This window comes from Gillisia sp. CAL575, from assembly GCF_000403785.1.
In the GTDB taxonomy this organism is placed as follows: Bacteria; Bacteroidota; Bacteroidia; order Flavobacteriales; family Flavobacteriaceae; genus Gillisia.
Window position 1 is genome coordinate 291,500 of the sequence record NZ_APHJ01000054.1, and the last position, 26,873, is coordinate 318,372.

The 26,873-nt window shown below is 33.5% G+C and carries 24 protein-coding genes, 1 other RNA gene and 1 pseudogene; 18 read left to right on the forward strand and 8 right to left on the reverse strand.

Annotation, left to right across the window (positions count from 1 at the left end):
* Positions 1-14: 14 nt before the first annotated feature.
* The 7 genes from I130_RS16005 to I130_RS16035 all read left to right on the forward strand — a co-directional run bounded on the left by I130_RS16005 (position 15) and on the right by I130_RS16035 (position 8,551).
* Positions 15-932: a geranylgeranylglycerol-phosphate geranylgeranyltransferase gene (locus tag I130_RS16005; protein ID WP_034925617.1), complete on the forward strand. Its 918-nt coding sequence runs from the start codon at positions 15-17 to the stop codon at positions 930-932.
* Between the two features lie 4 nt (positions 933-936).
* Positions 937-1,527 carry a Maf family nucleotide pyrophosphatase gene (locus I130_RS16010; protein ID WP_034925620.1) on the forward strand — a complete coding sequence of 197 codons (591 nt, stop codon included), beginning with the start codon at positions 937-939 and terminating at the stop codon, positions 1,525-1,527.
* 242 nt (positions 1,528-1,769) lie between these two features.
* Positions 1,770-2,666: a hypothetical protein gene (locus tag I130_RS16015; RefSeq protein WP_034925622.1), complete on the forward strand. Its 897-nt coding sequence runs from the start codon at positions 1,770-1,772 to the stop codon at positions 2,664-2,666.
* Positions 2,666-3,205 (forward strand): mechanosensitive ion channel domain-containing protein, encoded by a 540-nt coding sequence (locus I130_RS16020; RefSeq protein WP_034925625.1) that lies wholly within the window; start codon positions 2,666-2,668, stop codon positions 3,203-3,205. The genes I130_RS16015 and I130_RS16020 overlap by 1 nt, the downstream gene beginning before the upstream one ends.
* Positions 3,206-3,278: 73 nt before the next feature.
* Positions 3,279-5,768: a PIG-L family deacetylase gene (locus I130_RS16025; RefSeq protein WP_034925626.1), complete on the forward strand. Its 2,490-nt coding sequence runs from the start codon at positions 3,279-3,281 to the stop codon at positions 5,766-5,768.
* Between the two features lie 109 nt (positions 5,769-5,877).
* Positions 5,878-7,596, forward strand: a complete 1,719-nt coding sequence (locus tag I130_RS16030) for a sodium:solute symporter (protein WP_034925629.1) — start codon at positions 5,878-5,880, stop codon at positions 7,594-7,596.
* Positions 7,577-8,551 (forward strand): Gfo/Idh/MocA family protein, encoded by a 975-nt coding sequence (locus I130_RS16035; protein WP_034925632.1) that lies wholly within the window; start codon positions 7,577-7,579, stop codon positions 8,549-8,551. The genes I130_RS16030 and I130_RS16035 overlap by 20 nt, the downstream gene beginning before the upstream one ends.
* A gap of 50 nt (positions 8,552-8,601) precedes the next feature.
* Here I130_RS16035 and I130_RS16040 read toward each other — a convergent pair whose 3' ends face one another.
* Entirely contained in the window at positions 8,602-9,444 is an 843-nt protein-coding gene (locus I130_RS16040) for a DUF2911 domain-containing protein (RefSeq protein WP_034925634.1), read from the reverse strand.
* A gap of 146 nt (positions 9,445-9,590) precedes the next feature.
* Between I130_RS16040 and I130_RS16045 the strand changes: the two genes are divergently transcribed.
* Genes I130_RS16045 through I130_RS16055 form a run of 3 tightly spaced genes read left to right on the forward strand, consistent with a single transcriptional unit; the run spans position 9,591 to position 12,107 of the window.
* Positions 9,591-10,100 carry an SRPBCC family protein gene (locus I130_RS16045; RefSeq protein ID WP_034925637.1) on the forward strand — a complete coding sequence of 170 codons (510 nt, stop codon included), beginning with the start codon at positions 9,591-9,593 and terminating at the stop codon, positions 10,098-10,100.
* A 4-nt stretch (positions 10,101-10,104) separates the two neighbouring features.
* Positions 10,105-10,803: an SDR family NAD(P)-dependent oxidoreductase gene (locus I130_RS16050; RefSeq protein WP_034925640.1), complete on the forward strand. Its 699-nt coding sequence runs from the start codon at positions 10,105-10,107 to the stop codon at positions 10,801-10,803.
* Positions 10,803-12,107: a cryptochrome/photolyase family protein gene (locus I130_RS16055; RefSeq protein ID WP_034925642.1), complete on the forward strand. Its 1,305-nt coding sequence runs from the start codon at positions 10,803-10,805 to the stop codon at positions 12,105-12,107. Before I130_RS16050 ends, I130_RS16055 begins: the two co-directional genes overlap by 1 nt.
* On the opposite strand, the gene kdsB is transcribed toward I130_RS16055, so the two are convergent.
* A complete protein-coding gene (kdsB, locus tag I130_RS16060; protein ID WP_034925645.1) occupies positions 12,108-12,860 on the reverse strand; it encodes a 3-deoxy-manno-octulosonate cytidylyltransferase in 753 nt (250 codons plus the stop codon).
* A gap of 25 nt (positions 12,861-12,885) precedes the next feature.
* Positions 12,886-14,322 (reverse strand): ATP-dependent RecD-like DNA helicase, encoded by a 1,437-nt coding sequence (locus I130_RS16065; RefSeq protein ID WP_034925648.1) that lies wholly within the window; start codon positions 14,320-14,322, stop codon positions 12,886-12,888.
* A gap of 113 nt (positions 14,323-14,435) precedes the next feature.
* Here I130_RS16065 and I130_RS16070 point away from each other — a divergent pair, with 113 nt between their 5' ends.
* From I130_RS16070 to I130_RS16085, 4 genes are read left to right on the forward strand one after another with little or no spacing between them, the layout of a single operon-like run.
* Positions 14,436-15,083 (forward strand): hypothetical protein, encoded by a 648-nt coding sequence (locus I130_RS16070; RefSeq protein ID WP_034925651.1) that lies wholly within the window; start codon positions 14,436-14,438, stop codon positions 15,081-15,083.
* A complete protein-coding gene (locus tag I130_RS16075; RefSeq protein ID WP_034925653.1) occupies positions 15,070-15,897 on the forward strand; it encodes a DUF3822 family protein in 828 nt (275 codons plus the stop codon). Before I130_RS16070 ends, I130_RS16075 begins: the two co-directional genes overlap by 14 nt.
* Complete coding sequence (locus I130_RS16080) at positions 15,888-16,433, forward strand: RsmD family RNA methyltransferase (RefSeq protein WP_034925656.1); 546 nt, start codon at positions 15,888-15,890, stop codon at positions 16,431-16,433. Before I130_RS16075 ends, I130_RS16080 begins: the two co-directional genes overlap by 10 nt.
* A complete protein-coding gene (locus I130_RS16085; RefSeq protein WP_034925658.1) occupies positions 16,430-16,813 on the forward strand; it encodes a hypothetical protein in 384 nt (127 codons plus the stop codon). Before I130_RS16080 ends, I130_RS16085 begins: the two co-directional genes overlap by 4 nt.
* On the opposite strand, the gene rnpB is transcribed toward I130_RS16085, so the two are convergent.
* Positions 16,803-17,119, reverse strand: an RNA gene (gene rnpB / locus I130_RS16345) — RNase P RNA component class A. The two genes, I130_RS16085 and rnpB, sit on opposite strands and share 11 nt — an antisense overlap.
* A 148-nt stretch (positions 17,120-17,267) precedes the next feature.
* Between rnpB and I130_RS16090 the strand changes: the two genes are divergently transcribed.
* Together I130_RS16090 and I130_RS16095 are read left to right on the forward strand one after the other, a co-directional pair.
* Entirely contained in the window at positions 17,268-19,124 is a 1,857-nt protein-coding gene (locus I130_RS16090; RefSeq protein WP_034925661.1) for a DNA polymerase III subunit gamma/tau, read from the forward strand.
* A gap of 2 nt (positions 19,125-19,126) precedes the next feature.
* Complete coding sequence (locus I130_RS16095; protein WP_034925664.1) at positions 19,127-19,708, forward strand: tRNA-(ms[2]io[6]A)-hydroxylase; 582 nt, start codon at positions 19,127-19,129, stop codon at positions 19,706-19,708.
* Between the two features lie 116 nt (positions 19,709-19,824).
* Here the strand turns inward: I130_RS16095 and I130_RS16100 are convergent, their stop codons facing one another.
* Genes I130_RS16100 through pdxH form a run of 4 tightly spaced genes read right to left on the reverse strand, consistent with a single transcriptional unit; the run spans position 19,825 to position 23,973 of the window.
* A complete protein-coding gene (locus I130_RS16100) occupies positions 19,825-20,715 on the reverse strand; it encodes a Ppx/GppA phosphatase family protein (RefSeq protein ID WP_034925667.1) in 891 nt (296 codons plus the stop codon).
* Positions 20,712-22,814, reverse strand: coding sequence for a polyphosphate kinase 1 (gene ppk1, locus I130_RS16105; protein WP_034925669.1), 2,103 nt, complete (start codon positions 22,812-22,814; stop codon positions 20,712-20,714). The genes I130_RS16100 and ppk1 overlap by 4 nt, the downstream gene beginning before the upstream one ends.
* 5 nt (positions 22,815-22,819) lie before the next feature.
* On the reverse strand, positions 22,820-23,305 hold the full coding sequence (locus I130_RS16110; protein WP_034925673.1) for a SixA phosphatase family protein: 486 nt from the start codon (positions 23,303-23,305) through the stop codon (positions 22,820-22,822).
* A 2-nt stretch (positions 23,306-23,307) separates the two neighbouring features.
* Positions 23,308-23,973, reverse strand: coding sequence for a pyridoxamine 5'-phosphate oxidase (gene pdxH / locus I130_RS16115; protein WP_034925749.1), 666 nt, complete (start codon positions 23,971-23,973; stop codon positions 23,308-23,310).
* Between the two features lie 322 nt (positions 23,974-24,295).
* Between pdxH and I130_RS16120 the strand changes: the two genes are divergently transcribed.
* Positions 24,296-24,796: a hypothetical protein gene (locus tag I130_RS16120; protein WP_034925676.1), complete on the forward strand. Its 501-nt coding sequence runs from the start codon at positions 24,296-24,298 to the stop codon at positions 24,794-24,796.
* Between the two features lie 485 nt (positions 24,797-25,281).
* A pseudogene (locus tag I130_RS16130) lies at positions 25,282-26,873 on the forward strand (hypothetical protein); the annotation flags it as partial.

Here is a 26,873-nt window from a genome sequence, read left to right on the forward strand (position 1 = left end):
ATTTAAATGATCCTATGCTATTAGCATTTTTAAAATTGGTGAGAGTTCCAAATCTATTGATGGTCCTCCTTACACAAATTCTTATTAAGTATGGCCTATTTGATAGTTTTGGAATAAGCATTACTCTAAGTGGCTTAGGTTTTTCTTTATTAGTACTAGCGACTATTTGTATTGCTGCTGCCGGAAATATTATTAACGACATCTTCGATTTAGAGGCAGATAGAATTAATAAACCCGAAAAAGTACTGATAGGCAACAAAATTTCAAATAATACAGCTTATACGCTATATATAATCTTAAGTATTTTGGGAGTTGGCTCTGGCTTTTATCTTTCCAACATTATTGGTAAACCAGGCTTCTCAGCAATATTCATTATTATCTCTGCCCTACTCTATCTCTATGCCACTTATTTAAAGCATATTATGGTGATTGGCAATGTAATAATTAGTTCATTGGTTGCTTTTAGTCTGATCATTGTGGGGCTTTACGATCTATTGCCAGCTATTACTGCAGAAAACCAACAAACACAATCAACCATATTTTCAATTCTTTTAGATTATGCGCTATTTGCTTTTCTACTGAATTGGCTTCGGGAAATGGTGAAAGACCAAGAGGATATTAAAGGAGATTATAATGCAGGTAGAAATACACTCCCAATAACTCTTGGGTCTAAACGGACTAATTTGGTGATTTTTCTAGTTGGATTGTTACCTATTGCTGCGGTAATCTATTATCTATATAATTATTTATTTGAGAATATATATGCAGTTTTATATACTTTATTCTTTATTGTAGCTCCTTTACTTTATTTCTTGATAAATATTTGGACTTCAGAGACTAAAAAGGATTATCACAAACTAAGTTTCTTATTAAAAATAATTATGCTTCTTGGGATTTTATCTCTCGGGCTTTATAAATTCATATTACTTTAAATTTATGCTGAAGGAAAAATTAAAAAATCATCACATTATATTAGCATCGGGATCTCCCAGAAGACATCAGTTTTTGAAAGATCTTAAGATCCCATTTATCATAGATGTAAAAAATGTTGAAGAGATATATCCCAAAAACCTAAAAGGCTCAGAAATAACAGAATACCTATCTGTACTTAAAGCAGAGGTTTTTAAAAGGGAACTAAGAAAAGAAGATATTTTAATAACCAGCGACACCATTGTTTGGCATGAAAATAAGGCTTTAGGAAAGCCTGAAACTATTCATGAAGCAAAAGAAATGCTAGCTTCTATGTCTGGAAAAACTCATGAGGTAATAACATCTGTTTCTTTTACAACTTCAGAAATTCAAAAAACTATTAGCGCCTCTACTTTCGTTACTTTTAAAGAATTAACCACTGAAGAAATAGACTATTATATTCTGAATTATCATCCACTAGACAAAGCTGGAGCTTATGGAATTCAAGAATGGATAGGTTTAATTGGAATTATTAAGGTAGAAGGTAGCTATTTTAATGTTGTTGGCCTGCCCACGCATTTAGTTTATGAAACCTTATTAGAGATAGCTAACTTATAATTAGCAATAGAACTTTGAGAGAATTGAATCTTTAGTTTCGTAATTATAAATCTATTTGCTAAATAAATATATGTAGCATTTCGTTATGCCGAGATTAATTATAGTCTAAACCTAATCATTTGTCATCAAGAGTTCACGACTCCGCTCGAACTGATAAAAGGATTATAGCCATTTGATAATTAAATCAGCTAGCTTTATAAAAGTAATGTCCTTAACAATCGACTATCTTATAAATTAATTTTATGAAATCAAAATATCATCCATTTGTCTACGGAATTTTCTTGATGGTACTTTTATCTGGATGTGGAGATAATTCTTCTGCCACTTCAATTCTTCCCGAAAGAGATCTTTCAGAAGAGTTTAAAGAGTACTGGTTTAATGGAGAAGCAGAGATCACTTCCTATAAATTAGATCAATCCAGATATGGAGAATCTAGAGAAGGAACTGCGGTGCTAATTTATGTTACCGAAGAATTTCTGCCAGAAGCTCAGGTAAAGGCTAATGCTAAGAGCGATAAGACGATCCCAATACTTAAAATGAATGCTACTAAGAATTTCAATACTGGAATCTATCCATATTCAATCATGCAAAGCACTTTTTATCCTTTAAAAGGTCAATCGCATGCATTAAAAGTTTCTACATCTATTCAAGAATGGTGCGGTCATGTATATATCCAGCTAAATAATAGAGAAAATTTTGAGATAAATTCACACTCCTATTTTGAAGGAGAAGCTGATAAAGAATTGGAATTAGCTAAAACATACTTGGAAAATGAGGTGTGGACTCAATTAAGAATAGATCCTGATCTTTTACCAACTGGTAATTTAAGTATGATTCCTCCAATGGATAGTTTCAGATTAGAAAATCTAGAATTTAAGGCTTACAACGCAATAGCTGAATTCTACCAAGATGGAGATTGGAGTGTTTATAAAATTAATTATCCTGAAATTAAAAGAGAACTTAAAATCTATTATTCCAACATCGCTCCTTTTAAAATTGAAAAATGGCAAGAAAAGAATGAATCAAATGGAAAAACATATACGACAACCGCAACAAAAATGAAAGAGTTAAAATCTGATTACTGGAATAAGAAATCCAATAAAGATTTACATTTGCGTGAGCAACTGAATTTAAATTAATGATAGAAGTTTTCTACACATATAAAAATGAGATAATATACACCACGATAATTGTGGTGTCATTACTTATCATTCAGTTTACAATGAAGAAAGCTGCGCATCGGGTTGGTAAGCGTAGCGAAATTCATATTACTAGAACACGATTAATGTTCAAATATATTAATATTTTGATTTTTCTTATCGCTGTATTTGCCCTTGCCTTTGCATGGGGAGTAGGGCTAAAAGACCTTTCTTTAATATTTTCTTCCGTTTTTGCCGTAATAGGAGTTGCATTATTTGCTATTTGGTCCATCCTTAGTAACATTACTTCAGGAATTATATTATTCTTTTCATTTCCTTATAAAATTGGAGATAAGATCAGGATCCATGATAAAGACGCGCCAATAGAAGGTGTTATAGATGATATTAAAGCATTCCACATTCACCTTATAAATGACCAAGGAGAGCTGATGACCTATCCAAACAACCTAATTTTACAAAAGGCAGTATCTCTTATTAAGAAAGATGTATATCTTGATGAAGGTAAAGACAGCCTTTAGATTACGTGGGATTTTAACCTGAGAACACCTTAGAAATTTATATATTTGAAGCTATTGAAATCAATATTTTCTTATGCATAAATTTCTCCCGTATATTTTCTTTCTTGTTATAATCTCTGTACAAGGCCAAGCTCCCAAAAAATTAAATTCAGCAGAAATAGATCAAGCTCTTAAAAAGTTAAACTTTTTAGGTTCTGTACTTTATATAGCTGCTCATCCAGATGATGAGAATACAAGGCTTATCTCCTACTTTTCTAATGAAGTTAATGCCAGAACAGGCTATTTATCTATTACTCGAGGCGATGGCGGACAAAACCTTATTGGCTCTGAGCTAAAAGAGCTTTTAGGAGTTATAAGAACTCAAGAGTTATTAGCCGCCAGAAGAATAGATGGTGGGGAACAACGGTTTACACGAGCTATAGATTTTGGTTATACAAAGACTCCTGAAGAATCAATGGAAATATGGGACAAAGAAGTGGTTTTAGGAGATGTGGTTTGGGCTATTCGAACTTTTAAACCAGATGTGATTATTAACCGTTTCAATCATCGTACATCTGGCGAAACTCACGGGCAGCATACAGCTTCAGCATTATTAAGTGTAGAAGCATTTAATCTTGCAAACAATAAAGACGCGTATCCTGAACAATTAAATTACACCAAGACCTTTTCTCCTACCCGACTCTATTTTAATACCTCTCCATGGTTTTATGGAAGTCAGGATGAATTTGATAAAGCCGATAAATCAAATTTCATTCAATTTGACACAGGAGTGTATTTTCCGTGGAATGGATTATCTAATCCTGAAATTGCAGCCTTAAGCCGAAGTCAGCATAGATCTCAAGGATTTGGAAGCAGCGGTAGCCGAGGGAGTCAGATAGAATATGTAGAATTAATTGATGGAAAAGTGCCTGAAATAAAAGGGGATATCTTTGCCGGAATTGATACTTCTTGGAATCGGTTAAAAGATGGAGCAGCTATTGGAAAAGTATTAAAGGAGGTACAAGAAAATTATAATTTTAGAGATCCTTCCGAGAGCTTACCAAAATTGATTGAAGCCTACAAATTGATCAATAATCTTGAAGATGGTTACTGGAAAAACATTAAAAAGTTAGAAATAAAAGACATCATTTTAGCATGTAGTGGTTTGTATATTGAAGCTTTAAGTAATGTATCATATTCAACACCAAATCAATCTATTGATGTGAAATTTGAGGCTATAAATAGAAGTGCTGTACCAGTAGAGCTTTCTTCTGTATCTGTATTACCAGATAGTCCTTCTTTAGAGTCTAATAAAGTTCTTCTTAACAACGAGAATTGGAATGAAAAACTTAGCTACACAATCCCAAAAGATGCAATATATACCTCACCTTATTGGCTTAATAATAACTCTAATCTAGGAACTTATGTTGTAGAAGATCCAAAAATGATTGGATTGTCTGAGACTCCGCGAGTAACAAAGGCGATCTTTAATCTTAAATTTTACGATGAAACAATCTCCTTTGAAAAAGAACTGGTTTACAAAACCACAGATCCAGTTAAAGGGGAAGTTTATCAACCTTTTGAAATAGTTCCTCCGGTTGTAACCTCATTTAGTGATAAAGTACTTATTTACACCAATGGAGAACCTAAGAAAATTGATTTAATAGTAACTGCAAACCAAAAGGATGCTAAAGGTAAAGTGAGCTTAAAGGCTCCTGATACTTGGAAAATTGAACCAAAGGAAACAAGTTTCGATATAAAAAATAATGCTGGAACTGCCACTCTAAGCTTTATAGTAACCCCTCCAAAAGAACAAAGCGAGGCAGATTTAATTCCTGAGATCAGCTTTGAAGGAAAAGTTTACTCAAATGAAATTATCAAATTAGATTACGAACATATTCCTTTACAAACTTTAGTTCTTCCGGCTAAATCAAAATTGGTGAAGTTAGACATCAAGAAGAAGGGTGAGTTGGTGGGCTATATAGATGGTGCTGGAGATGTAATTCCAGAAAGTTTAGAGCAAATAGGCTATAAAGTAGTTAAAATAAATCCGGATGATATAAATGCTGCCTCACTTGCAAAATTCGATGCTATCGTTTTAGGGATTCGTGCTTATAACATGGTGGATATTTTAAAATTCAAACAAACTGAGCTTTTAAAATATGTAGAAAATGGTGGAACACTGATTTCACAATACAACACAAATCGCGGATTGGTTTTAGATAATTTAGCTCCATATAAGTTAGAACTTTCCAGAGACAGGGTCACAGAAGAAGATGCGGAAGTAGAATTTTTAGACCCTCAGCATCCTGTTTTAAACACTCCTAATAAAATAACTCCTAAAGATTTTGAAAATTGGGTACAGGAACGTGGTCTATATTTTTCAGACTCATGGGCACCGGAGTTCACTCCCATCTTTTCAATGCACGATAAGAACGAGGCAAATAGCAACGGAAGCTTGCTTATTGCTAAATATGGAAAAGGCCATTATATCTACACAGGATTAAGCTTTTTTAGACAATTTCCAGATGCTGTTCCTGGTGCCTTTAGATTGTTTGCTAATCTTATCTCAATTGGAAAATAAATGGAAACTCCAAAAAAGTATATCTGGAAAAAATCATATTCTATAGTGCTTCTAGCCAATTTAGCCTATATTATTTTATTCTATTTTCTAATGAATCTATTCTCTTAATATGCAATTAATAGACTGGATCATTTTAATAGGAACTCTTGCTTTCATAGTGATTTATGGAGTTTACAAAACAAGAGGTAGTCATAGTGTAAAAGATTATATAGGCGGAGGTAAGGATTCCAAATGGTGGACTATTGGACTATCTGTTATGGCAACCCAGGCAAGTGCAATTACTTTTCTTTCCACACCTGGACAAGCATATCACGATGGAATGGGCTTTGTGCAATTCTATTTTGGGCTACCAATTGCCATGGTGGTTATCTGCATGGTATTTATTCCCATATATCACAAATTAAAGGTTTATACTGCCTACGAATTTCTGGAATCCAGATTCGATCTTAAAACAAGAACTTTAACGGCATTACTGTTTTTAATTCAGCGTGGATTATCTGCTGGAATTACCATTTTTGCCCCTGCTATTATTTTATCTGCAGTATTGGGATGGAACCTTACCACTCTTAATATTATTATTGGTGTATTAGTTATAATCTATACTGTTTCTGGAGGTACAAAAGCCGTAAACGTTACTCAGAAGCAACAAATGGCAGTGATCTTTGCAGGTATGTTCGCTGCATTTTTTCTTATTATTCAATATTTGCCGGCAGATATTAGTTTCTCTAATGCGCTAGATATTGCAGGCGCAAGTGGAAAGCTCGATATATTAGATTTTTCATTCGATCTGGATAATAGATATACCGTTTGGAGTGGAGTTATTGGAGGAAGCTTTCTAGCGCTATCTTATTTTGGAACAGATCAAAGTCAGGTGCAACGATATTTAACCGGGCGATCTGTACGGGAGATGCAATTAGGACTGATTTTTAATGGAATCTTAAAAGTACCAATGCAATTCTTTATTCTTCTTGTAGGAGTTATGGTATTTGTATTCTATCAATTTAATCTTGCGCCTTTAAATTTTAACCCTGCCGCCCAGAAAGCGGTGTTGGAATCTGAATATGCTGGGGAATACCAAGAATTGATGCTTAAAAATGAAGAAATTCAGGAGAAAAGAAAAGAAACCAGTATTCGCTTTGGTAGTGATATGGAAACTGCATCTTCAGAAGAAATAACTCAATATAAAACTGAACTTTCAGCTCTTAATTCTTTAGAAGAAGCCAATCGAGAAGAAGCCAAGACTCTTATAAGCTCTGTAAGTGAAGATCTGGAAACAAATGACAAGGATTATGTCTTCATACATTTTATACTAAATAACCTCCCGAGAGGCCTTATAGGCTTATTATTAGCTGTGATACTATCTGCAGCTATGTCTTCTACTGCTTCAGAATTAAATGCGTTAGCTTCAACCACAACCATAGATCTTTATAAAAGAAATGTTTCTAAAGAGAAATCTGATGAACATTATGTTAAAATGTCTAAGTGGTTCACTTTAGGATGGGGATTGCTCGCCATATTATTTGCTAGTTTCGCAAGTCTATTCGATAATTTAATTCAACTGGTAAATATCATTGGTTCTATTTTCTACGGAAATGTTTTAGGAATCTTTTTACTAGCATTTTTTATAAAACATGTAAATAGTAATGCTGTTTTTATTGCAGCCCTAATTACTCAGGCTTTAGTTCTATTAATTTATCATCTGGAAGTGTTGCCATATCTATGGCTTAATCTAGTAGGATGTGCTTTAGTAATGATATTGGCTCTTATTCTTCAATCTATGATTTACTCTCCAGATAAAAAAAGCAATTATGAAAACAAAAACATTTAATTGGGGAATATTAGGAGCAGGAAAAATAGCTGGAAAATTTGTTCAAGATCTAGCCACCGTGAATGGAGCTGTTTTATATGCAGTTGCTAGCAGATCCATGGATAAAGCTGAAGAATTTGCTGAAAAACATAAAGTAAAGAATTTCTACGCGAGTTATTTAGAACTAGTAGAAGATGAAAATATAGATGTAATTTACGTTGCTACTCCACATACATTTCATTTTGAACATTCTATGCTTTGCTTAGAACATAACAAAGCGGTGCTCTGCGAAAAACCCTTCGGTATAAATTTAGAACAGGTAGAAACTATGATCTCAAAGGCGAAACAAAAGAATATCTTTCTTATGGAAGCCTTATGGACTCAATTTCTCCCACATTTCCAGTTTGTGATGGATCTTTTGGAGTCCAAAGAATATGGAGATTTGCTTGGACTAGAAGCAGACTTCGGCTTTAATGCTCCTTTTGATGCCGAAAAGCGAATTTACAATAAAGAACTTGGTGGCGGTAGCTTGATGGATGTGGGTATTTATCCCGTTTTTCTTGCTTTATCGTTATTAGGGAATCCTGAAGAGATTACTGCAGAAGCACGTATTGGTAGTACCGGAGTAGATGAAAATTGTACTGTAAAACTTTCCTATTCTAATGGAGCCAAGGCTCTTCTTTACAGTGCAATAACCGAAACAACTCCTACTACTGCTACTTTGAAATTTGAAAAAGCTATGTTAATTATTAACAGCAGATTTCATGAGCCCTCCTCTGTGAGCATCGAAACCAATGGAAAGCTTGAAACCAAAGAATTTCCGGTAACAACCCACGGATATAATTTTGAAGCTGCCCATGTTCAAAAAATGCTAGATGAAAATAGAACTGAAAGTAACTTAATGACTTTTGAAAAAAGCAAGAAGTTAATTTCTATACTTGACCGCATTAGAAAGGAAATAAACCTAGAATATTAAACAAAAAAAAACCCACTAAAAAGTGGGTTTTTGATTAAAATTTGAAGTGATTATATAGCTCCCCATTCTTTTAGAGATGCTTTATTCATTTTAACATAATCTGCATTTTTAGCTTTTTCAGCAAGAGCCATTGATTTTTGAGCACTAGAAATAGCTTCCTTTTTCATACCTAATTCAGCTTCTATCAATGATCTTTTTCTCCACATCCAGAATGCATCATCCTGCATTGCAGTTGCTTTTTTAACCCATTCATGCGCTTTTTTTAGATCTTTTCCACTTTCTTGGTAAAAACTAGCTGCTGCATAATAATCATTAGCACCAGGACCATTCATTACCTTTTCTATGCTTGCCAAAGTTTTCACATCTGTTGGTACTTTAAATGGCAATGTTGCTGAGGTATTAGACCATACAAAATCTAAAACTGCTCCACCATTTGAAATCTCATTAACGAAGATCCCAAAAGATTCCATAGAGAAAGGCATAGTTTCTACTTTTGCTGTTGCTTTTAAAGCTACTTTGGAATCATCCCATTCTTGAGGATTTCCCCAATTGCTCGCATCCTTATAAAATAGTACTTCCCAAGAATCTTTATTTGGAATGGTATAAATAGCGTAAGTCCCTTTAGCTAAATTCTTCCCTCCTATTTCAACACTATCACTAAAAGTGATCTTTGTGTTTGCATTTGCTCCTGTGCGCCATACTTCCCCAAAAGGAACTAGTTCGCCAAATATTTCGCGATCTCGAACTGCTGGTCGAGAATATTCTAAAGTTACATCTGTAAGTCCTACTTTTTGTTCAATTTTTGCCGCCGGACTTGGTTGAGGGGCTTCAATTTGGGCAGAAGTGCCTAGCGCTAATAAACCAGCACACATAAATAAAAATACTTTTTTCATAATTTTTCAGTTTGTTATTCTCCAAATATACACAAACTTAAGTATTGTTGCTTTTGAATAAGACTACCATAAATTAAATTTTGTTTAACAGTATTACTTTTATATTAAACAAAAAATAATGTAATTTTCACCTGAAAATATATGTCATGAAAATTTACACACTACACAGCAAACAAAAATTACCTATTACATTAAAAGAAGCATGGAATTTTTTGTCTGATCCAAAGAATTTGAAGGTAATTACACCAGATTATATGGGATTTAATATACTGTCTGGCGCAGATAGACCTATGTTTTCTGGTCAGATTATTCAATATATTGTTACTCCTATCGCCGGAATAAAAACAAAATGGGTAACAGAAATCACACATGTTAGTGATTTAAATTATTTTGTAGATGAGCAACGCTTTGGACCTTATGCTTTATGGCATCATAAACACTTTATAAAGGAAATTGATGGAGGAGTAGAAATGGAAGATATAATAGATTATAAATTACCGCTTGGTTTTCTAGGTCAACTTGTTCAACCCTATTTGGTTGCTCCTAAGTTGAAAGAAATATTCGATTATAGGAAACAAAAGCTAACAGAGCTATTTGGTGAATATAAAGGTGCATCACAAAAGTCAGCAACGCTTAAACAGGATATTTTAAATTAAAATCATGGAAAAAAATATATTATTTATCGGTGGTTCTTACGGGATTGGTTTGGAAGCAGCTAAATTATTAGCAAAAGACAATAACCTAATTATAGCTTCAAGATCCTCTGAAGAATTAAAAAAACTAGATGTTACGCATCTTACTTTTGATGCATCCAAAGACGAAATAAAAGATTTAGAATTGCCAGATCGTATAGACGCCTTGGTCTATTTCCCTGGAAGCATTAATCTCAAACCGTTTAAAATGTTATCTCCTGAAAGCTTTCAGGAAGAAATGAATTTGAATTTTTTCTCTTTAGTAAAAGTTGTTCAAGGATTACTTCCTAAACTAAAAAACTCTGAGCAAGCAAGCCTGGTCTTTTTTAGTACTGTCGCAGCTAAAGTTGGAATGCCATTTCATACCAGTATTTCAGCAGCTAAAGGTGCTATAGAAGGATTTGCGAAATCTCTGGCAGCAGAATATGCACCTTCCTTTAGAGTGAATGTAATTTCCCCCTCTCTAACGGATACACAACTTTCAGAAAAATTGCTCTCCAATGATGCTAAGCGAGAGAAAATGGGCGAACGTCATCCACTTAAAAGAGTTGGAACAACACAAGATATAGCAAACGCCGTGGAGTTTTTAATCTCAGATAAAAGCAGTTGGATGACTGGTCAAATTATTGGAATAGATGGTGGACTTTCTACTTTAAATGTAAATTGATGAAAGAAAAAATAGCTATATTTTGGTTTCGACGAGACCTTAGACTTGATGATAATGTTGGGTTTTTAGAAGCTTTAAAAGGAGAATTTCCTGTGCTTCCCATGTTCATTTTTGATTCAGAAATTTTAGATCAACTTCCAAAAACTGATGCAAGAGTAAATTTCATCTACGATAATCTTCAAAAGATGAGAAAGGAACTTCAAACTAAAAAAAGTTCTCTTGCTATGTATTTTGGAAAACCATCGGCTATTTTTAGCGAGTTATTTGAGCAGTATGACATTCAGAAAATCTATACCAATAGAGATTATGAGCCTTACGCAAAACAACGTGATGAAAAGATCGAGAAATTAGCCAAGGCAAACAATTCAGAATTTCTAACTTTTAAGGATCAGGTAATCTTTGAAAAAAATGAAGTTGTTAAAAGCAACGGAGATCCATATGTGGTTTATACTCCTTACATGAAGCTATGGAAATCTGAATTTAAGAAAATTGAACTTGAAGTACATTACACCTCACAATATCTAGATAACCTATTACAAAATCCGGAGTTACCAAACTTGAGTCTTGAGGATATAGGTTTTGAAGCTTCCAGTCAAAAAGTGCCAGATTATGAGGTTACTCCTAGTCTTATTCAAAATTATGAGGCTAAAAGAAATTATCCAGCTAAAGATGCTACTTCTCATTTAGGACCACATCTTAGATTTGGAACTGTCGGGATTCGGAAAATCATGAAAAAGGCGATTGTTGAAAAGAATGAGATTTATTGGCAAGAATTAATTTGGAGAGAATTCTTTATGCAAATTCTTTATCATTTTCCTGAAACTAATACAAATGCATTCAAAAGCAAATACGACAGGATAGCATGGCGAAATAATGAGAAAGAATTTGAGAGATGGAAATGCGGAACAACCGGATATCCTATGGTAGATGCCGGAATGAGACAGTTAAATGAATCTGGGTTTATGCATAATAGAGTAAGGATGTTAGTTGGAAGTTTTTTATGCAAACACCTATTAATTGATTGGCGTTGGGGGGAAGCATATTTTGCTGAAAAACTGCTAGATTATGAAATGTCATCTAATGTAGGCAATTGGCAATGGATTGCCGGAAGCGGTGTGGATGCCGCACCTTACTTCAGAATATTTAACCCAACTACACAAATTAAAGATTATGATAAAGATCTGGAATACATTAAAAAATGGATTCCAGAGTATGATACAAAAGAGTATCCTGAGAAAATGGTAGATCATAAAGAAGCACGAGAAAGAGCGCTTAGCGTTTATAAAACTGCCGTTTCAGGATAGTTAATCGGTTGGGAATAATTTACGAGCTTTTACAAGATCTTCAGGGGTATCTATCCCAATTCCTTTGAAATTTGTTTCCACCATTTTTATACTTTTCCCATATTCTAGATATCTAATGCATTCTATTTTTTCTGTGGCTTCTAGTTCCAGCATTGGCAAGCTATAAAAGTCCATAAGAGCTTTCTTTCTGAACGCATACACTCCGATATGTTTAAAATAAGTGACTCCAGAATTAGTTTCTCTTGGATATGGTAGTGGAAACCTTGAAAAGTATAGTGCAAGATTATCTTTATTGGTGATCACCTTCACATTATTAGGATTGGAGATCTCATCACTATCCATCATCGGTGTTTTTAGAGAAGCCAAATCGATAGATTTTCCAGGATCGTTTTTAAAAACTTTTAATAATTTACTTAAACTTTCTTCATCTATAAGCGGTTCATCACCCTGTACATTTACCACAATATCGACATCCATATTCATTACAGCTTCAGCAATTCTATCACTACCACATTCATGCTTTTTAGTACTCTTAATGCTTTTTCCATTATTATTTACAATTTCATTATGGATAAGATCACTATCTGTAACCACATAAACTTCATCAAATAAATTGGTTTTTAGTGCTGCTTCGTAGGTTCTCCTAATAACCGTCTTTCCATTAAGGTCTTCCATTAATTTTCCCGGAAACCGAGATGCTTCAAATCTTGCAGGGATCATTGCAATTATTCGTAATGAGTTGGTATTTTCCATACTTGTTAAAAAATCGTTTATAATTCTAATTTTCAGTGAAAAAATCGTCTTTAAAGCCTATCAAATAGAGCTTATCACTTGCACGCGTTACCGCAGTATAGAGCCATCTTAGATATTCTTTATCTATTCCATTTGGCATATATGGTTGTTCTATAAAGACAGTATGCCATTGGCCACCCTGAGATTTATGACATGTCATTGCATATGAAAACTTAATTTGAAGAGCATTGAAAAATTTATTATTCTTCACCTTCAAAAATTTCTTGTATTTAGATGTCTCATCTTCATAATCCTTCATCACTTCTTGGTATAATCTATTGCTATCGTCATAGGTTAAAGAAGGCGTATTGCTTTCTAAAGTATCTAAGATCACAACCGTTTCAAAAGGAGCCATTTTTGGATAATCTACCATTTGCACTTTAACTTCAGCAAAACGAAAACCGTAGAGCTCTTTAATGGCAAAAATCTCTAATACCTTTACAATATCCCCGTTTGCTATAAACCCAGCTTCGGAAGTAGGCTTTACCCAAAAATAGTTATTCTTAACCACCATTAAATAGTCTCCAGAAGAAATTTCATCTTCCTGAAATAATATCCTAGACCGTATTTGCTGATTATATTGATTAGCACGTTTATTAGAACGAACAATGATACTGGTATCTTCATGCCCAAGATTATCATACGAATCCTGAATAGCATCTAAGATCTCATCTCCATCTATTAATCTAACCAGATCTTTTTTTTCTGTAAGCTTAAATTTGAAAGATTCATAAAATTCTTCGGCCAAAGCCTCTCTAATTCTTGTAGCGTTTAAAAGGATATCACTTTCCTCGCTCTGCCTAACTACTTCATTCAACTCAATATGTGTTACCTCCTTGTCATAATCTTGAGCTAAAGATTGTTCCATTAAGGCAGGACTTAAATCTAATTTCACTGGAGGTAATTGTGCGGTGTCCCCAATAAAGATCAATTGACAATTTTGACCTGAATCTACATATTGAATAAGATCTGAGAGCAATCCTTTATTTTCAAATAACTTGGAATCTTGATCCTCATCTGGGATCATTGAAGCTTCATCTACAATAAAAACAGCATTTTTATGTTTATTTGGCTGTAATACGAATGTAACTCCAGCTCCACCTGTCTTCTTTGGAAAATAAATTTTCTTATGAATTGTCTGCGCTTCTTGATTAGAGTATAAAGAGATTACTTTTGCAGCTCTACCTGTTGGAGCTAATAAAATACCCGCTCTTTTTATCTTCCAGAGGTTTTTTACAAGGGAACTTATGATGGTAGTTTTACCAGTTCCGGCGAATCCTTTGAGCAAAAACAACGAATTTGGCTTAGGATTTACCACATAAGAGGCTAATTGTTGTAAGGCAATATCTTGTTTTAGTTTAGCCTGAAATCCTAACTCCTTGATTAGCAGTTTATAAAATTTATCGGCTGTGATGGTTTCCATAGGCTATCTTGCAAATCTCAAAGATAACAATGGATTTTTAGGGCAGAAACTTTTACGAATAAAAAAAAATTGTAGATTTGCGAGGAACTCTAATAACTAAAAAAGTCAACCGCATGAAACTTGTCATTCAATTAGTCCTTTGGATTGTGATCATCTTCTTGGGATACATGGTGTTTAACGCAGTGTATGAGCCAATTCAATTTAATAAAGTTAAAGAGAAACGTTTTGCCAAAGTTGTTGATCGACTTAAAGACATTCGTGCTGCACAATTAGCGCATCAAGAAATTACGGGAAATTTTGAAAAAGATTTTGATAAATTGATAAGATTTATTGATACTGCAGAATTTACTCTTACCCAAAGAAGAGATTCTACGGTTATGGATGAAGAATACAGAAAGACTTTTGGAGTAGATAAGTATAAAGATATTGTTCTTACTGATACTTTAGGAACAGCCTCTGTAAAAGATTCTTTATTTAAGAATTCTACTAGATATAAAGAAATGATGAATGTACCTGTAGATGGCGTAGATGCTAAATTTACTATGGACGCGGGAACCATTCTTAAAAATGAAAATAAAATTCCAGTTTTCGAAGCGAAGGTTGCTAAGAAAGTTGTCTTACACGACTTAGATAAAGATCTGCTTATGGCAGAAAATCAAGTGATCTCTGTTGAAGGTGTAAATGGAAAATTTATAACTCTAGGTTCTATGACAGAGATTAAGACTGAAGGGAATTGGCCAACAGCTTATGATAATAACTAAGAACGAGAAACAAGATATATTTAAGATGTCCATTCAGGTTCGCCTGAATGGATTTTCTTTTTGTATTGTAAATTGTAGCAATAACGAAATCGACTGGTACAGAAAGATCGATTTAGGGAAAGAACAAAGCCCTGTTGAAATATTAAGAGAGATTGAAAAAGTCTATGCTGAAGAAACTCTACTTCAGAAAGAGTTTCAAGAAGTTATTGTACTTTTTTCTAACAATTTATATACCGTAGTTCCAGAATCTTTTTTTATTGAAGAAGAAGCCTCTACTTATTTAAAATTCAACACCAAAATATTAAAAACAGATGTTGTGGCTCATGATATGTTATCTCACGAGCTAGTAAATGTTTATATTCCATATACTAATATCAATAATTATTTCTTTGATAAATATGGGGAATTCGAATTTAAACATAACATCTCTGTTTTAATTGAAGCTGTATTAGCAAAAAACAACGAGTCCAAAATTGCTCAGGTTTACTTAAATGATTATTCCAGTTATTATGATCTGGTTATCGTTAAGAACAATAAATTGCTTCTCGCCAACACTTTTCAATATGAGACAAAAGAAGATTTTATTTATTATCTATTGTTTACAGCAGAACAATTACAGATAGATCCTTCAGAATTTAATCTTTGGCTATTAGGAGATATCGCGAAACACTCAGAGAACTTCAACATTGCATACACTTATATAAAAAATATAGACTTTTTGACACCCGCTTTTAATTTTATTTCTAAATTAAAGCAATCTGAAACATTTCATAGAGAAGCTTTTTCTCTTTTAAAACCTCTAAAATGCGAATAATATCTGGCCAACATAAAGGAAGAAGAATTACGGCTCCTAAAAAATTACCCGTAAGACCCACAACCGATATGGCTAAAGAAGGTTTGTTCAATATTTTGAACAATAGCTTTCATTTTAATAAATTAAATGTATTAGAATTATTTTCGGGATCTGGAAATGTTTCTTACGAGTTCGCGTCCAGAGGTGCAGTGTCTATAACTTCTGTAGATGAAAATATGGATTGTGTTAAGTTCATTAAAAAAACTAGTTTGGAATTGGAAATGGATATTACGCCAATTAAAAGTGATGTTTTTAAGTATTTAGAAAGAGCTCCTATAAAAGCAGATATCATTTTTGCAGATCCTCCATATGATTTTGATGACTCCCAGTTTAAAAAAATCGTAGATCTTGTTTTCGAGAAAGAACTACTAAATGAGAGTGGTGTTCTTATAATTGAACATTCCAAGCATACCAAAATGGATGTGGTAGATTATTTTGATGTTGGAAGAAGGTATGGAAATTCTGTTTTTAGTTTTTTTAAAATTAAAACCGAATGAAAAAGGAATTAATTAAATCTGTCGAATTAGATTTCACAACTTTAGATTTCTATAATAACTATGTAATTTCTATTGTTAAAGAAGATATCGTTTTTAGTCATTCTCAATTTATAGTAATCGCTGAGGCTTGTAGTAATTTTTTTGATGGCAAAAAATTTGTTTATATCTCCAGTAGAAAAAATAATTACAATGTAAATCCTACTGTTTATGTTAAGCTTGAAGAAAAAAGGAAAAATTTAATTGGAATTGCTATCGTAAGCGATAAAGTCGCTTCCCTTAAAATGGCTGAATTTGAAAGAAATTTTTCTAAAGTTGAATTTAATATCTTTTTAGACCTAGATATGGCTGTAGAATGGGCCAATAATTTAATAAAAAAGTAGGCCGATAAGCCGGATTCTGTTTCCCAATCTCAAAAGAGAAAGTGACCCTTATCATTTATCTCATATTCTTGTTACCAAGAATCTTTAGCTGCCTACCCTCCAACAACGGGCGAGCAACCCTTAAATGTCGGTATACATGGCATTGCACCGTATAGAGTTTACCTGGTTTCACTACAGCTTAACCTGTACATACTTTCTGTTGCACTTGTCCTAATCTCACGACTGGTGGGTGTTATCCACTATACTGCTCTATGGTGTCCGGACTTTCCTCCACACCGGGGGTGCGGCGATAAGGTGGCCTACTTTCCCGCAAATATACAGTAGCATTTTAAATCTAGCATTATCAAAGCAGCGTAGAATTATATTAAATCAGATTAATATTCTTAATAAAAAACAAGAAATAGATTTACATCTTCGGGATGGTATTTCTATATTTGTTTTTCAAAATTTATCTATGGAGCATTTTGTTGTATCGGCACGTAAATATCGCCCACAAACTTTTAAAGACGTTGTGGGACAGCAGGCCATTACTAACACTCTTTTAAATGCAATAGAACATAATCACTTAGCACAAGCTTTACTTTTTACAGGGCCAAGAGGAGTAGGAAAAACTACTTGTGCACGTATACTTGCCAAAATGATCAATCATGATGGTACGCAACTACCAGATGAGGATTTTGCTTTCAATATTTTTGAACTCGATGCGGCTTCCAATAACTCTGTAGATGATATTCGGAATCTGATAGATCAGGTAAGGATCCCGCCACAGGTTGGAAAATACAAGGTATATATTATAGATGAGGTACATATGTTATCTACTTCTGCTTTCAATGCTTTTTTAAAGACGTTGGAAGAACCACCAAAACATGCCATATTTATACTTGCTACTACAGAGAAACATAAAATAATCCCAACTATACTTTCCCGTTGCCAGATCTTCGATTTTAAGAGAATCACGGTAACCGATGCTAGAAAATATTTGGGATATATTGCGGAGCAACAAGGAATTGAAGCAGAAGAAGAAGCTTTGCACATCATTGCTCAAAAAGCTGATGGCGCAATGCGTGATGCTCTTTCAATTTACGATAGAGTTGTTAGTTACAGCGGCGCTAAGTTAACGCGACAAGCAGTTACAGAGAATTTAAATGTGCTGGATTATGAAACCTATCTAAATATTACTCAGTTAATATTGGATAATGATATTCCACAGTTATTGGTAGATTTCAATACTATTCTGTCTCATGGATTCGATGGACATCATTTTGTTTCTGGAATCGCTTCCCATTTTAGAGACCTCTTAGTTTGTAAAGACGAAAGAACTATAGATCTTCTTGAAGTTGGAGAAACTGCGAAGGCAAATTATTTTAAACAATCTCAACAAACCTCGCATTCCTTTTTATTACAAGGAATAGAAATAGCTAACGATTGTGATCTTAAATACAAAGCAAGTCGAAATCAGCGGTTATTAGTTGAACTATGCCTTATGCAGCTTGCCTCTATCAATTTTGATGGAGAAAAAAAAAAGTCTGAACCCTTCATAATATCACCAGAGCATTTTAAAAACGCGAAAGTTGCTGCTGTTTCTGTTGCTACGGAAGCAAAAAAAGTAATTATTGATAATGAATTTTCTGAAAATATAGAAGTCACAAGATCTTCTTCGATTATTCCTTCAGAAGATAACGAAGCCCCTACAGATTCTACTAATGCAGCTTCAAATGAATCTGAAGATAAATCAAAATTAGAGACTTCTTCAAATCAGAATTCTTCCGTAGAATTAAAAGGCGACAATAAAGAAATTCAGGGAAATTTACCTCCGTCAGAATTAACACCAAATCCTGAACAGGCAATGCCTAAGAAAGTTTCTGGGTTATCAATAAAAAGTATTAGACAGAAAAAAGAAATCCTTGCCAGAAAACATGGTGAAAAAGTTGTTACTGCTGAGGTGCTTGATGAAGCCATAAATGAAACTCAATTACATGCTGCCTGGGATGAATATATACAAAGGCTAAAGCATAAGGGTGAAAAAATTCTTGCTTCCATTATGGAGACAGATATGCCAAAATTAACCGATAAGGTTGTTTCTATAGAGTTGCCTGCAGATACTATGAAAAATGAATTAGAGAGACATACTCATCCTTTGATGAGCTTTCTAAAAAAGAAACTTCAAAATACGTTAATCACCTTGGAAATTCAGGTGAATGAGCAGGTTGCAAAGAAGTATGCATTTACAGACATGGAAAAATTTAATAAGTTGAAAGAGCAAAATCCGTTATTGGAGAAACTCCGTAAAACTTTTGATCTAGATATATAATTATGCTTGGCTTAAAACTACCTACAGACCCAAGATGGGCTTCTATTGCAGAGAAAAATTTGGAAGAGATTCTTACAGACCACGCTTACTGCGAGCAAAAAGCAGCTTCTACTGCGATCTCTCTTATTGTTTCATTTCCTGAATATTCCGATCTTGTTTCAGAAATGACAGCACTAGCCAGAGAAGAAATGGGCCATTTTAAAATGGTTCACGATAAATTGCTGAAAAGAGGCTTTATCATGGGACGGGATCGTAAAGATGAGTATGTGCTACAGTTACTTAAGTTCTTCCCTAAAGGAGGCTCTCGTGCTACGCAGTTGGTGCATAGATTATTGATCGCCGCTCTTATTGAAGCTAGAAGTTGTGAACGTTTTAGATTACTTTCAGAAAAATTACAAGAAGAAGAGTTAAGAGATTTTTATAGGAACTTAATGGTAAGTGAGGCTAATCACTACACACTTTTTCTAAATTTCGCGAGACAGTATGGAGACCGAAAAGAGGTTGATCAAAAGTGGAATGAACTGCTAGAATTTGAAGCGAAAGTTATGAAAGACTTAAGTAAAACTCAAAGTATTCACGGTTAGCATATCTAAAACTTAGACAACACCGAAATAAATATTTTTTTAACAATGAAAAATCTTATTTTTTTTTTGGGATCTAGAATATCTGAGAGATATGAAATTAAAGCCTTATTAAGAGATTATAAATTTTCCTGATAAAGTGATTTTATAATTCCATCTGCCAATCCTATTTTTGGAACATAAATTCTTCTGGCCTTGGTCCATTTCATAGCAGATAGATAGATTCTTGTTGCGGGTATAATAACATCTGCACGATCATCATTTAAATTCAATTCTGTAATTCGCTCTTCATAAGTAAAGGAATTTAAGAGTTGATAATAAGAACTTAGATACAGAAAACTTAGTGGTTTCCCAATAGCTTTCCCGCTACTTTTAAAAATATTGTTGATATTCCCACCAGATCCAACCAGATCTATTCTGTGATAATCTTTGGTAACAGTCTTTACCCATGTTTCCACCTCTTCCCAAATATCAGGCTCCACAATATTTTTTAGTAATCTTACGGTTCCTAATTTAAAAGATCTAGAAGCAATATTAATTCCATTGGAATATAAGGTGAATTCTGTACTTCCACCTCCAACATCTACATAGAGATAGGTTTTATCACTCTGTATAAGAAGATTTAGATCTGTAGTTGCTATAATTGCCGCCTCGTGGCTACCGTCTATAATTTCAATTTCTACTCCGGTTTTTTCTAAAACTTCATTTACCACATGAACCCCATTTTCTGCCTCTCGCATTGCGGAAGTTGCACATGCTTTATATCTTTCAATTTTATGGGATTTCATTAATAATTGAAAAGCCATCATGGTATCAATCATTCTCACCTGATTTTCTTCAGAAATCATCTTAGTCATGAAAACATCTGCACCTAATCTAATTGGAACCCTTACTAAGGATGTCTTTTTGAATATAGGCTCCCTTCCCTCCTGCTCTGTTATTGTTGAGATTAATAACCGAACCGCATTGGAACCTATATCTATTGCTGCGTATTTATGTTGTGTAATCAAACTTCTACTTCTTCTAATTTTTGTTCATAATACTCGTAAAGTGCATATTGGGAACGTACCGCTGGAAATTCCTTCTTTCTGTATGCATTATCCTGATTTGCACTTAAAACGCGAGCCTTTACATTATCATTCCAACTTATCATAAAAGTCTCCAAGATCTCATTTTTTATATCCTCATCGTATATTGGACATGATACTTCTACTCGAGAATCCATATTTCTGGACATCCAGTCGGCAGATGATATATAAATTTTAGGTTTTCCATTGTTCTCAAAAATAAAGACTCTTGGATGTTCTAAGAATTTATCTACGATACTAATTGCTTCAATATTCTCACTCATTCCAGGAACTCCAGGGATTAATGAACAAATTCCGCGTACAATCAATTGGATTTTAACACCAGCCCGGCTTGCCTCGTATAATTTATCTATAAGTGTATAATCAGACAGACTATTAAGTTTTAGCTTAATTCCCGACTTTTTTCCACTTTGAGCATTATCGATTTCTGTAGTGATAAGTTTGACTAAAGCCATTTTAGTATAATGCGGTGATACCAAAAGATGCTTATACCTGCTAACCTTATAATTGATCTCAAAGAAATCAAAGACCTTATTGATTTCTTTTAAAACTTCCTGATTACCAGTAAATAAAGTATAATCTGTATATATCTTAGAAGTAGACTCATTAAAATTTCCTGTACTTATAAAGCCGTATCTATGAAGCTTCCCATTTTCTTCGCGTTCTATAATACAAGTTTTACAATGCACTTTTAGACCTGTGACGCCAAATATCAATTTCACTCCTTCTTTCTGCATTTGCTCGGCATACTTAATATTTGCAACTTCGTCAAATCTGGCTCTTAGCTCTATTTGTACAGTCACTTTTTTACCGTTTTTCACAGCATTTATGAGGGAACTGGCGATATGTGAAATCTTGGCTAGCCTATAAATTGTAATCTTAATAGTTCTAACTTTAGGATCTAGAGCTGCCTCCCGCAAAAATTTTACAACATAAGCAAAGGTTTGATATGGCGCATATAGGAGATAATCTTTTTTAGCTATCATTCCCAACAAGCTACCTTGGAGAACTAAACCTTTTATTGGTAATGGATCTATAGCCGGATAAAGTAATTTTTCTCCTCCAATATTTGGGAAGTTCATATAATCTCTTCTATTATGGTATCTACCTCCGGGAATTATACTATCTGTAGAGTCTATGCCCATCTTCCCCATTAAAAAAGCAAGAGTATCTTCTCCAATATTCATATCATAAACAAACCTAACAGGATCTCCTTTTAACCTGTCTTGAACACTAAGGGTAATCTTTTCTATAAAACTTTTACTTAAATCACTATCTATATCTAATTCAGCATCTCTAGTAATCTTAATCATATGCGCAGTAACACTTTCATATTCAAAAATGTTAAAGATGGTTTTAAGATTAAATCTAATAAGATCATCAAGCAGAATTATATATTGTTTCCCATCTTCCATAGGAAGTACAACAAACCTATCTATACTTCTCGGGATCTCAATTAAAACATATTTCTTATCGTGTATATGCCGATTCAATAATTTAGAAATTCCTTGTTGAGGAATTTCCTCCTTCATTACCATTTTCACAGCTAAATATGCAGCACTATCTTTTAAGCTTGGTATATCTACCAAATCATTTAAAATAATAGTTACAAGTGCAGGGCTTACTTTAGATAGGAAATAGTTCTTTATAAAAGCTTCCTGAGATTCTGAAACTTGCTTTTCATTGATAATATAAATATCGTGATCCTTAAGTTTTTCCTGAATGCTGTGAAGCACCTGTAAACTTTCAGACTGTTGTTCTATAACAATTTGTGTGATCTCTTCTAATAATTTACTGGCTTTAATTCCTCCTAAAATACTCTTCGCACTCTTCCCTGCCAGATCTATACGTTTTATAGTTGCATATCTCACTTTAAAGAATTCGTCTAAATTATTCGAAAAAATCCCTAAGAATCGAAGTCTTTCAATAAGTGGAACAGATTCATCTTCTGCTTCTTGAAGTACCCGAGCATTAAACTGTAGCCAGCTAAGCTCTCTATTTATGTATTGGTTGTTACCCATTAATTTTATCGTAAATTTTTAGGAAATAAACTTAGAATTGTTTTTCCATCTTTAAGGTTTTTCCAACTATTAGTTTTAAAATCTAGAACTGTTAATCCTGTGGTTGGAATATTATCTACATATGAATCTCCAAGGTTATTAACCAGATTTGTCATTGCAGGATTATGTCCAAAGATCATTAAATTATCTATACTTGGATCACAATTCTGTATTTGAGTATACAAATCTCCACTATGAAAAGTGTAAAGGGATTTTATAATATTAAAATCTTTATCCTCAATCACTAATTCCCTTTTAAAAATATTGGCAGTAGATAATGCTCTTACTGCTGGACTAGACCAAACGGTTACAGGTTTCTGAAAAAACGAGGAAAAAGACTTAGCTATCAGTAAGCCATCTTTTTCACCTCTTTTTTTTAGAGGTCGCTTTTCATCTGGTAAATTTTGATCCCAAGCAGATTTTCCGTGTCTTACAAGTATGAGTCTTTTCATAATTATGGCGCTAAACGTTTAAAATTCCAGTTCTTTCTTTCTTCTGTATATAATATTCGGTCATGCAATCTATTAGGTCTTCCCTGCCAAAATTCAAAACTTATAGGCTTTACTACAAAACCACCCCAAAATTCTGGTTTAGGAACCGGTTTACCTAGAAATTCTAAGGTCAATTCCCTCAGGGTTTTATCTAATACTTCTCTTGAAGCAATTTCAGAACTTTGATGCGATGCCCATGCTCCTAATTGGCTTTCTCTAGGTCTAGAATTAAAATATATATGTGCTTTTTCTTCCAAAGTTTTTTCTGCTTTTCCTTTAATTATAACCTGGCGCTCCAGGCCGGCCCAAAAAAATGACAAACAAATATTGGGATTCTTCATAAGTGACTTTGCCTTATCTGAACCTAAATTGGTATAGAAGAGAAAACCTTCCTCATTAAACTCTTTTAAAAGTACGATCCTACTTTTTGGATAACCATCCAGTCCAATAGTAGAAACAGTCATGGCATTTACTTCTGTCGAATCATTTTTCTCACGTTTATATTTTAATACCATTTCCATTTCTTCAAACCAAACCTCAAATAGTTCCAATGGGTTTTCAGGAATTTCTGATTCTAGCAATTCACCTTTGATATAGTTTTTACGATAATCGGCTAAATTTTTACTCATTCCTTTCGCTTTTACGCAATTTACAAGTTTTGCAGATAATACATTAGACTCCTCATAAAAGTTTATAAAAAACATCAACGACAACTAAAAAAATATAAGATTGTTAATAACATTTAAATAAGTTTAATCTTAATTAACTCCTTCTTAACAAGCTGTTTTTCACCTATTTTTCAATACTTTATGTCTAATATACTAATCATTTATACTTTGTAAACAATACTTCTGCTATGTTTGTTTTCAAGTAGAATTTTCCCCAAAGGATTTTGCTTATTAACCTACTATTAGAATTATTATTTAATCAAATATTTTAAAGTAGCCCCCCATGTTAAAACATAGCGCAGCAAATTTAGCCCCAACTAAATATGCTAATTTTTATCTTATCAAATTCATTTTAATCACATTCATCTTTATTTCCTTAAGTAGCTGTTCAGTCCCTGGGATGCTAGATTCAGATAATTATGGGAGAAACCATAATGTCTATGCGGTAGATTTTAATCCTAACGACCTTAATAGTATTAGTTTATTCCAAATGAACGAAGGGGATTGGGAAGATATAGGAAAAGTTAAAAACAATCCTACTGCAAAATTCCAAATCTCAATCCTTAACAATTTTTTAATTGTTAAGGCTAATGAAAAGTCAATGGATGTTCCCACTTATCAAACTTGGATGAATTATGCAAGACAGCAGTTGGGGTATACTGAAGAATCTGAATATGATGTTTTCAGCACTGTAGAGGAAGGATGGATTTACGAAATAGATCTCAAAAAATTTCCTTTAATCGAAGGCAATTCTCATAGATTGCTAATGTATGAAAGAAAATAATCCTACTCAGAAATGAACCTGATTCTTGGATAGATAGCGAATATTTAAGTTTTATTGTATTCCAAAAAATAAGGTAAATCCCCTATTGATATTTCATTAATAAAGTTTAAAATAAAAGGACTCAACTTATAATATGGGTGAAAACGAGTATTTTACGTACTTAATTTATGTATTTAATGCCATAAAATTGGTATTTAATCTAAAATATTGATGATTCCTTTTTTTAACAGTCTATTATAATAATTTTACTTCATATTAATGCATATATCAAATTGCCTCAAATCGATTTGTAAAAGATTCCCCCCACAAAATCTTCTGTATTCAATATAATTTGTTTCTCCCAACGGGGACGAATTGTGATTGAGCCCCAAGCAAAATCACTCCTTTTTACAACATTTAAATTAAACATTGTATTGATAAACCATTTCTTAATTGAATAATGGGAAATCATATAAAAATTTAGTACTAATTCAAAAGTGTACATTATGATTTGGAAAACTACTTTACCAAAATTCGAAAATGCAAAAAAATCCTTTAGAGGATTACCTTCCATTTTTATTCAATTAATAATTGCAGTTACACTTTTGTTGTCCATGGGTGCAAATGCGCAAATCGTACCAATAACTCCACCTACTGGTGGTTTTGGTATAGATGGAGATTTATTTTCTAATACTGCTAGTTCATTATTAATAGATCCTGTAGTAATTCCTACTGACATTGCTCAGAATATTTTAATTAATAATAGTGGTGATTGGTTCAAAAACCCTCTTTCTCTTGTAGGTACTGGTGGTTATGTTTTTAATAATGATGGAACTGCTTTGGATACTAATTTAAGTAGATTATTAAGAGATCCTTATAAATTTTCACCAATTCAACCAGATAACATTTTCCATTCTTCACAATTAAATGAAGCAATTACTAATTGGCGATGGACAAATGGTTCTGCTGCAGGAAAGGGTGATATAAATACGGCTATGTACCACATTGGACAGGATTCCAACTTTAATCAATGGTTGTTTGTGGGAGGAGACCGAAAAGAAACAACAGGTAGTTCTTTCTTAGCGTTCGATTTTTTTCAAAACACTTTAACTCTAGGGGCATTATCTGGTAATACTGGAAGTTTCAATAGTGCTGGTCCACATGGGGGTAGAACTATAAATGATATTCGTTTGACTATTGAGTATACAAATGGTGGTGTCCTTACTGGAATTGCATTTTATTTATGGAATGAAACTTCACCTGGTGTTTATGGTTTTTCAAAATTAAACTTTGCGGATTTAGTTGATACAGGTACACTTTTATCTTCTAATTTGCCGATCGCCAATATAAATTTAGCAACTTTAGAAGATTTACCTCATAAGCCTTTTGGACTTACATCATATGAACCTAGACAGTTTATAGAAGGTGCAGTAAATATTACTGCTTTATTAAATTCAGTAGCGGATAAAGATGGATGTTTTGGTGTGGACATAAAATCTATGTTGGTATTTACCAGAAGTTCTGGTAACGGTGATTCTGCTAGCTTAGATGATTTTATTGGACCTATTCAAGTTGAATTTTCTTTTAATAAAGCAAACTTAAGTTATGGAGCATATACACCTTCCTGTAGTGATTCGGATGATGCAATACCAATATACGACAAAAGAAAGGATGGAGTATTTTCAGCCTCTCCTGATGATTTAAAAATTGACCCTACCACTGGTGTAATTGATGTAAAAAATAGTGAAGCTGGAATTTATAAAGTTTTTTACAGTTACAATTCTGGATGTGCGTTAGTAGCGGAAACAGATTTTGAGATAATTAAAGCACCAGCTGCTCCAGTAGCAGGTGAAGTAACTCAACCAACTTGTACTACAGCAACGGGAACCTTCCAAATAGTAGATTTCAATGCTGATAACGATTATGACTTTACTCCTTCTGTAATGAGTGTTTCTGATTCAGGACTAGTAACTGCAACTGCAGGAACCTATTCCTTTACAGTAACTAATGAAGCAGGATGTATTTCTCCAGCAAGTGAGAATGTAGAAGTAAATGAGCAACTTGAAACTCCAGCTGCTCCAGTAGCAGGTGAAGTAAC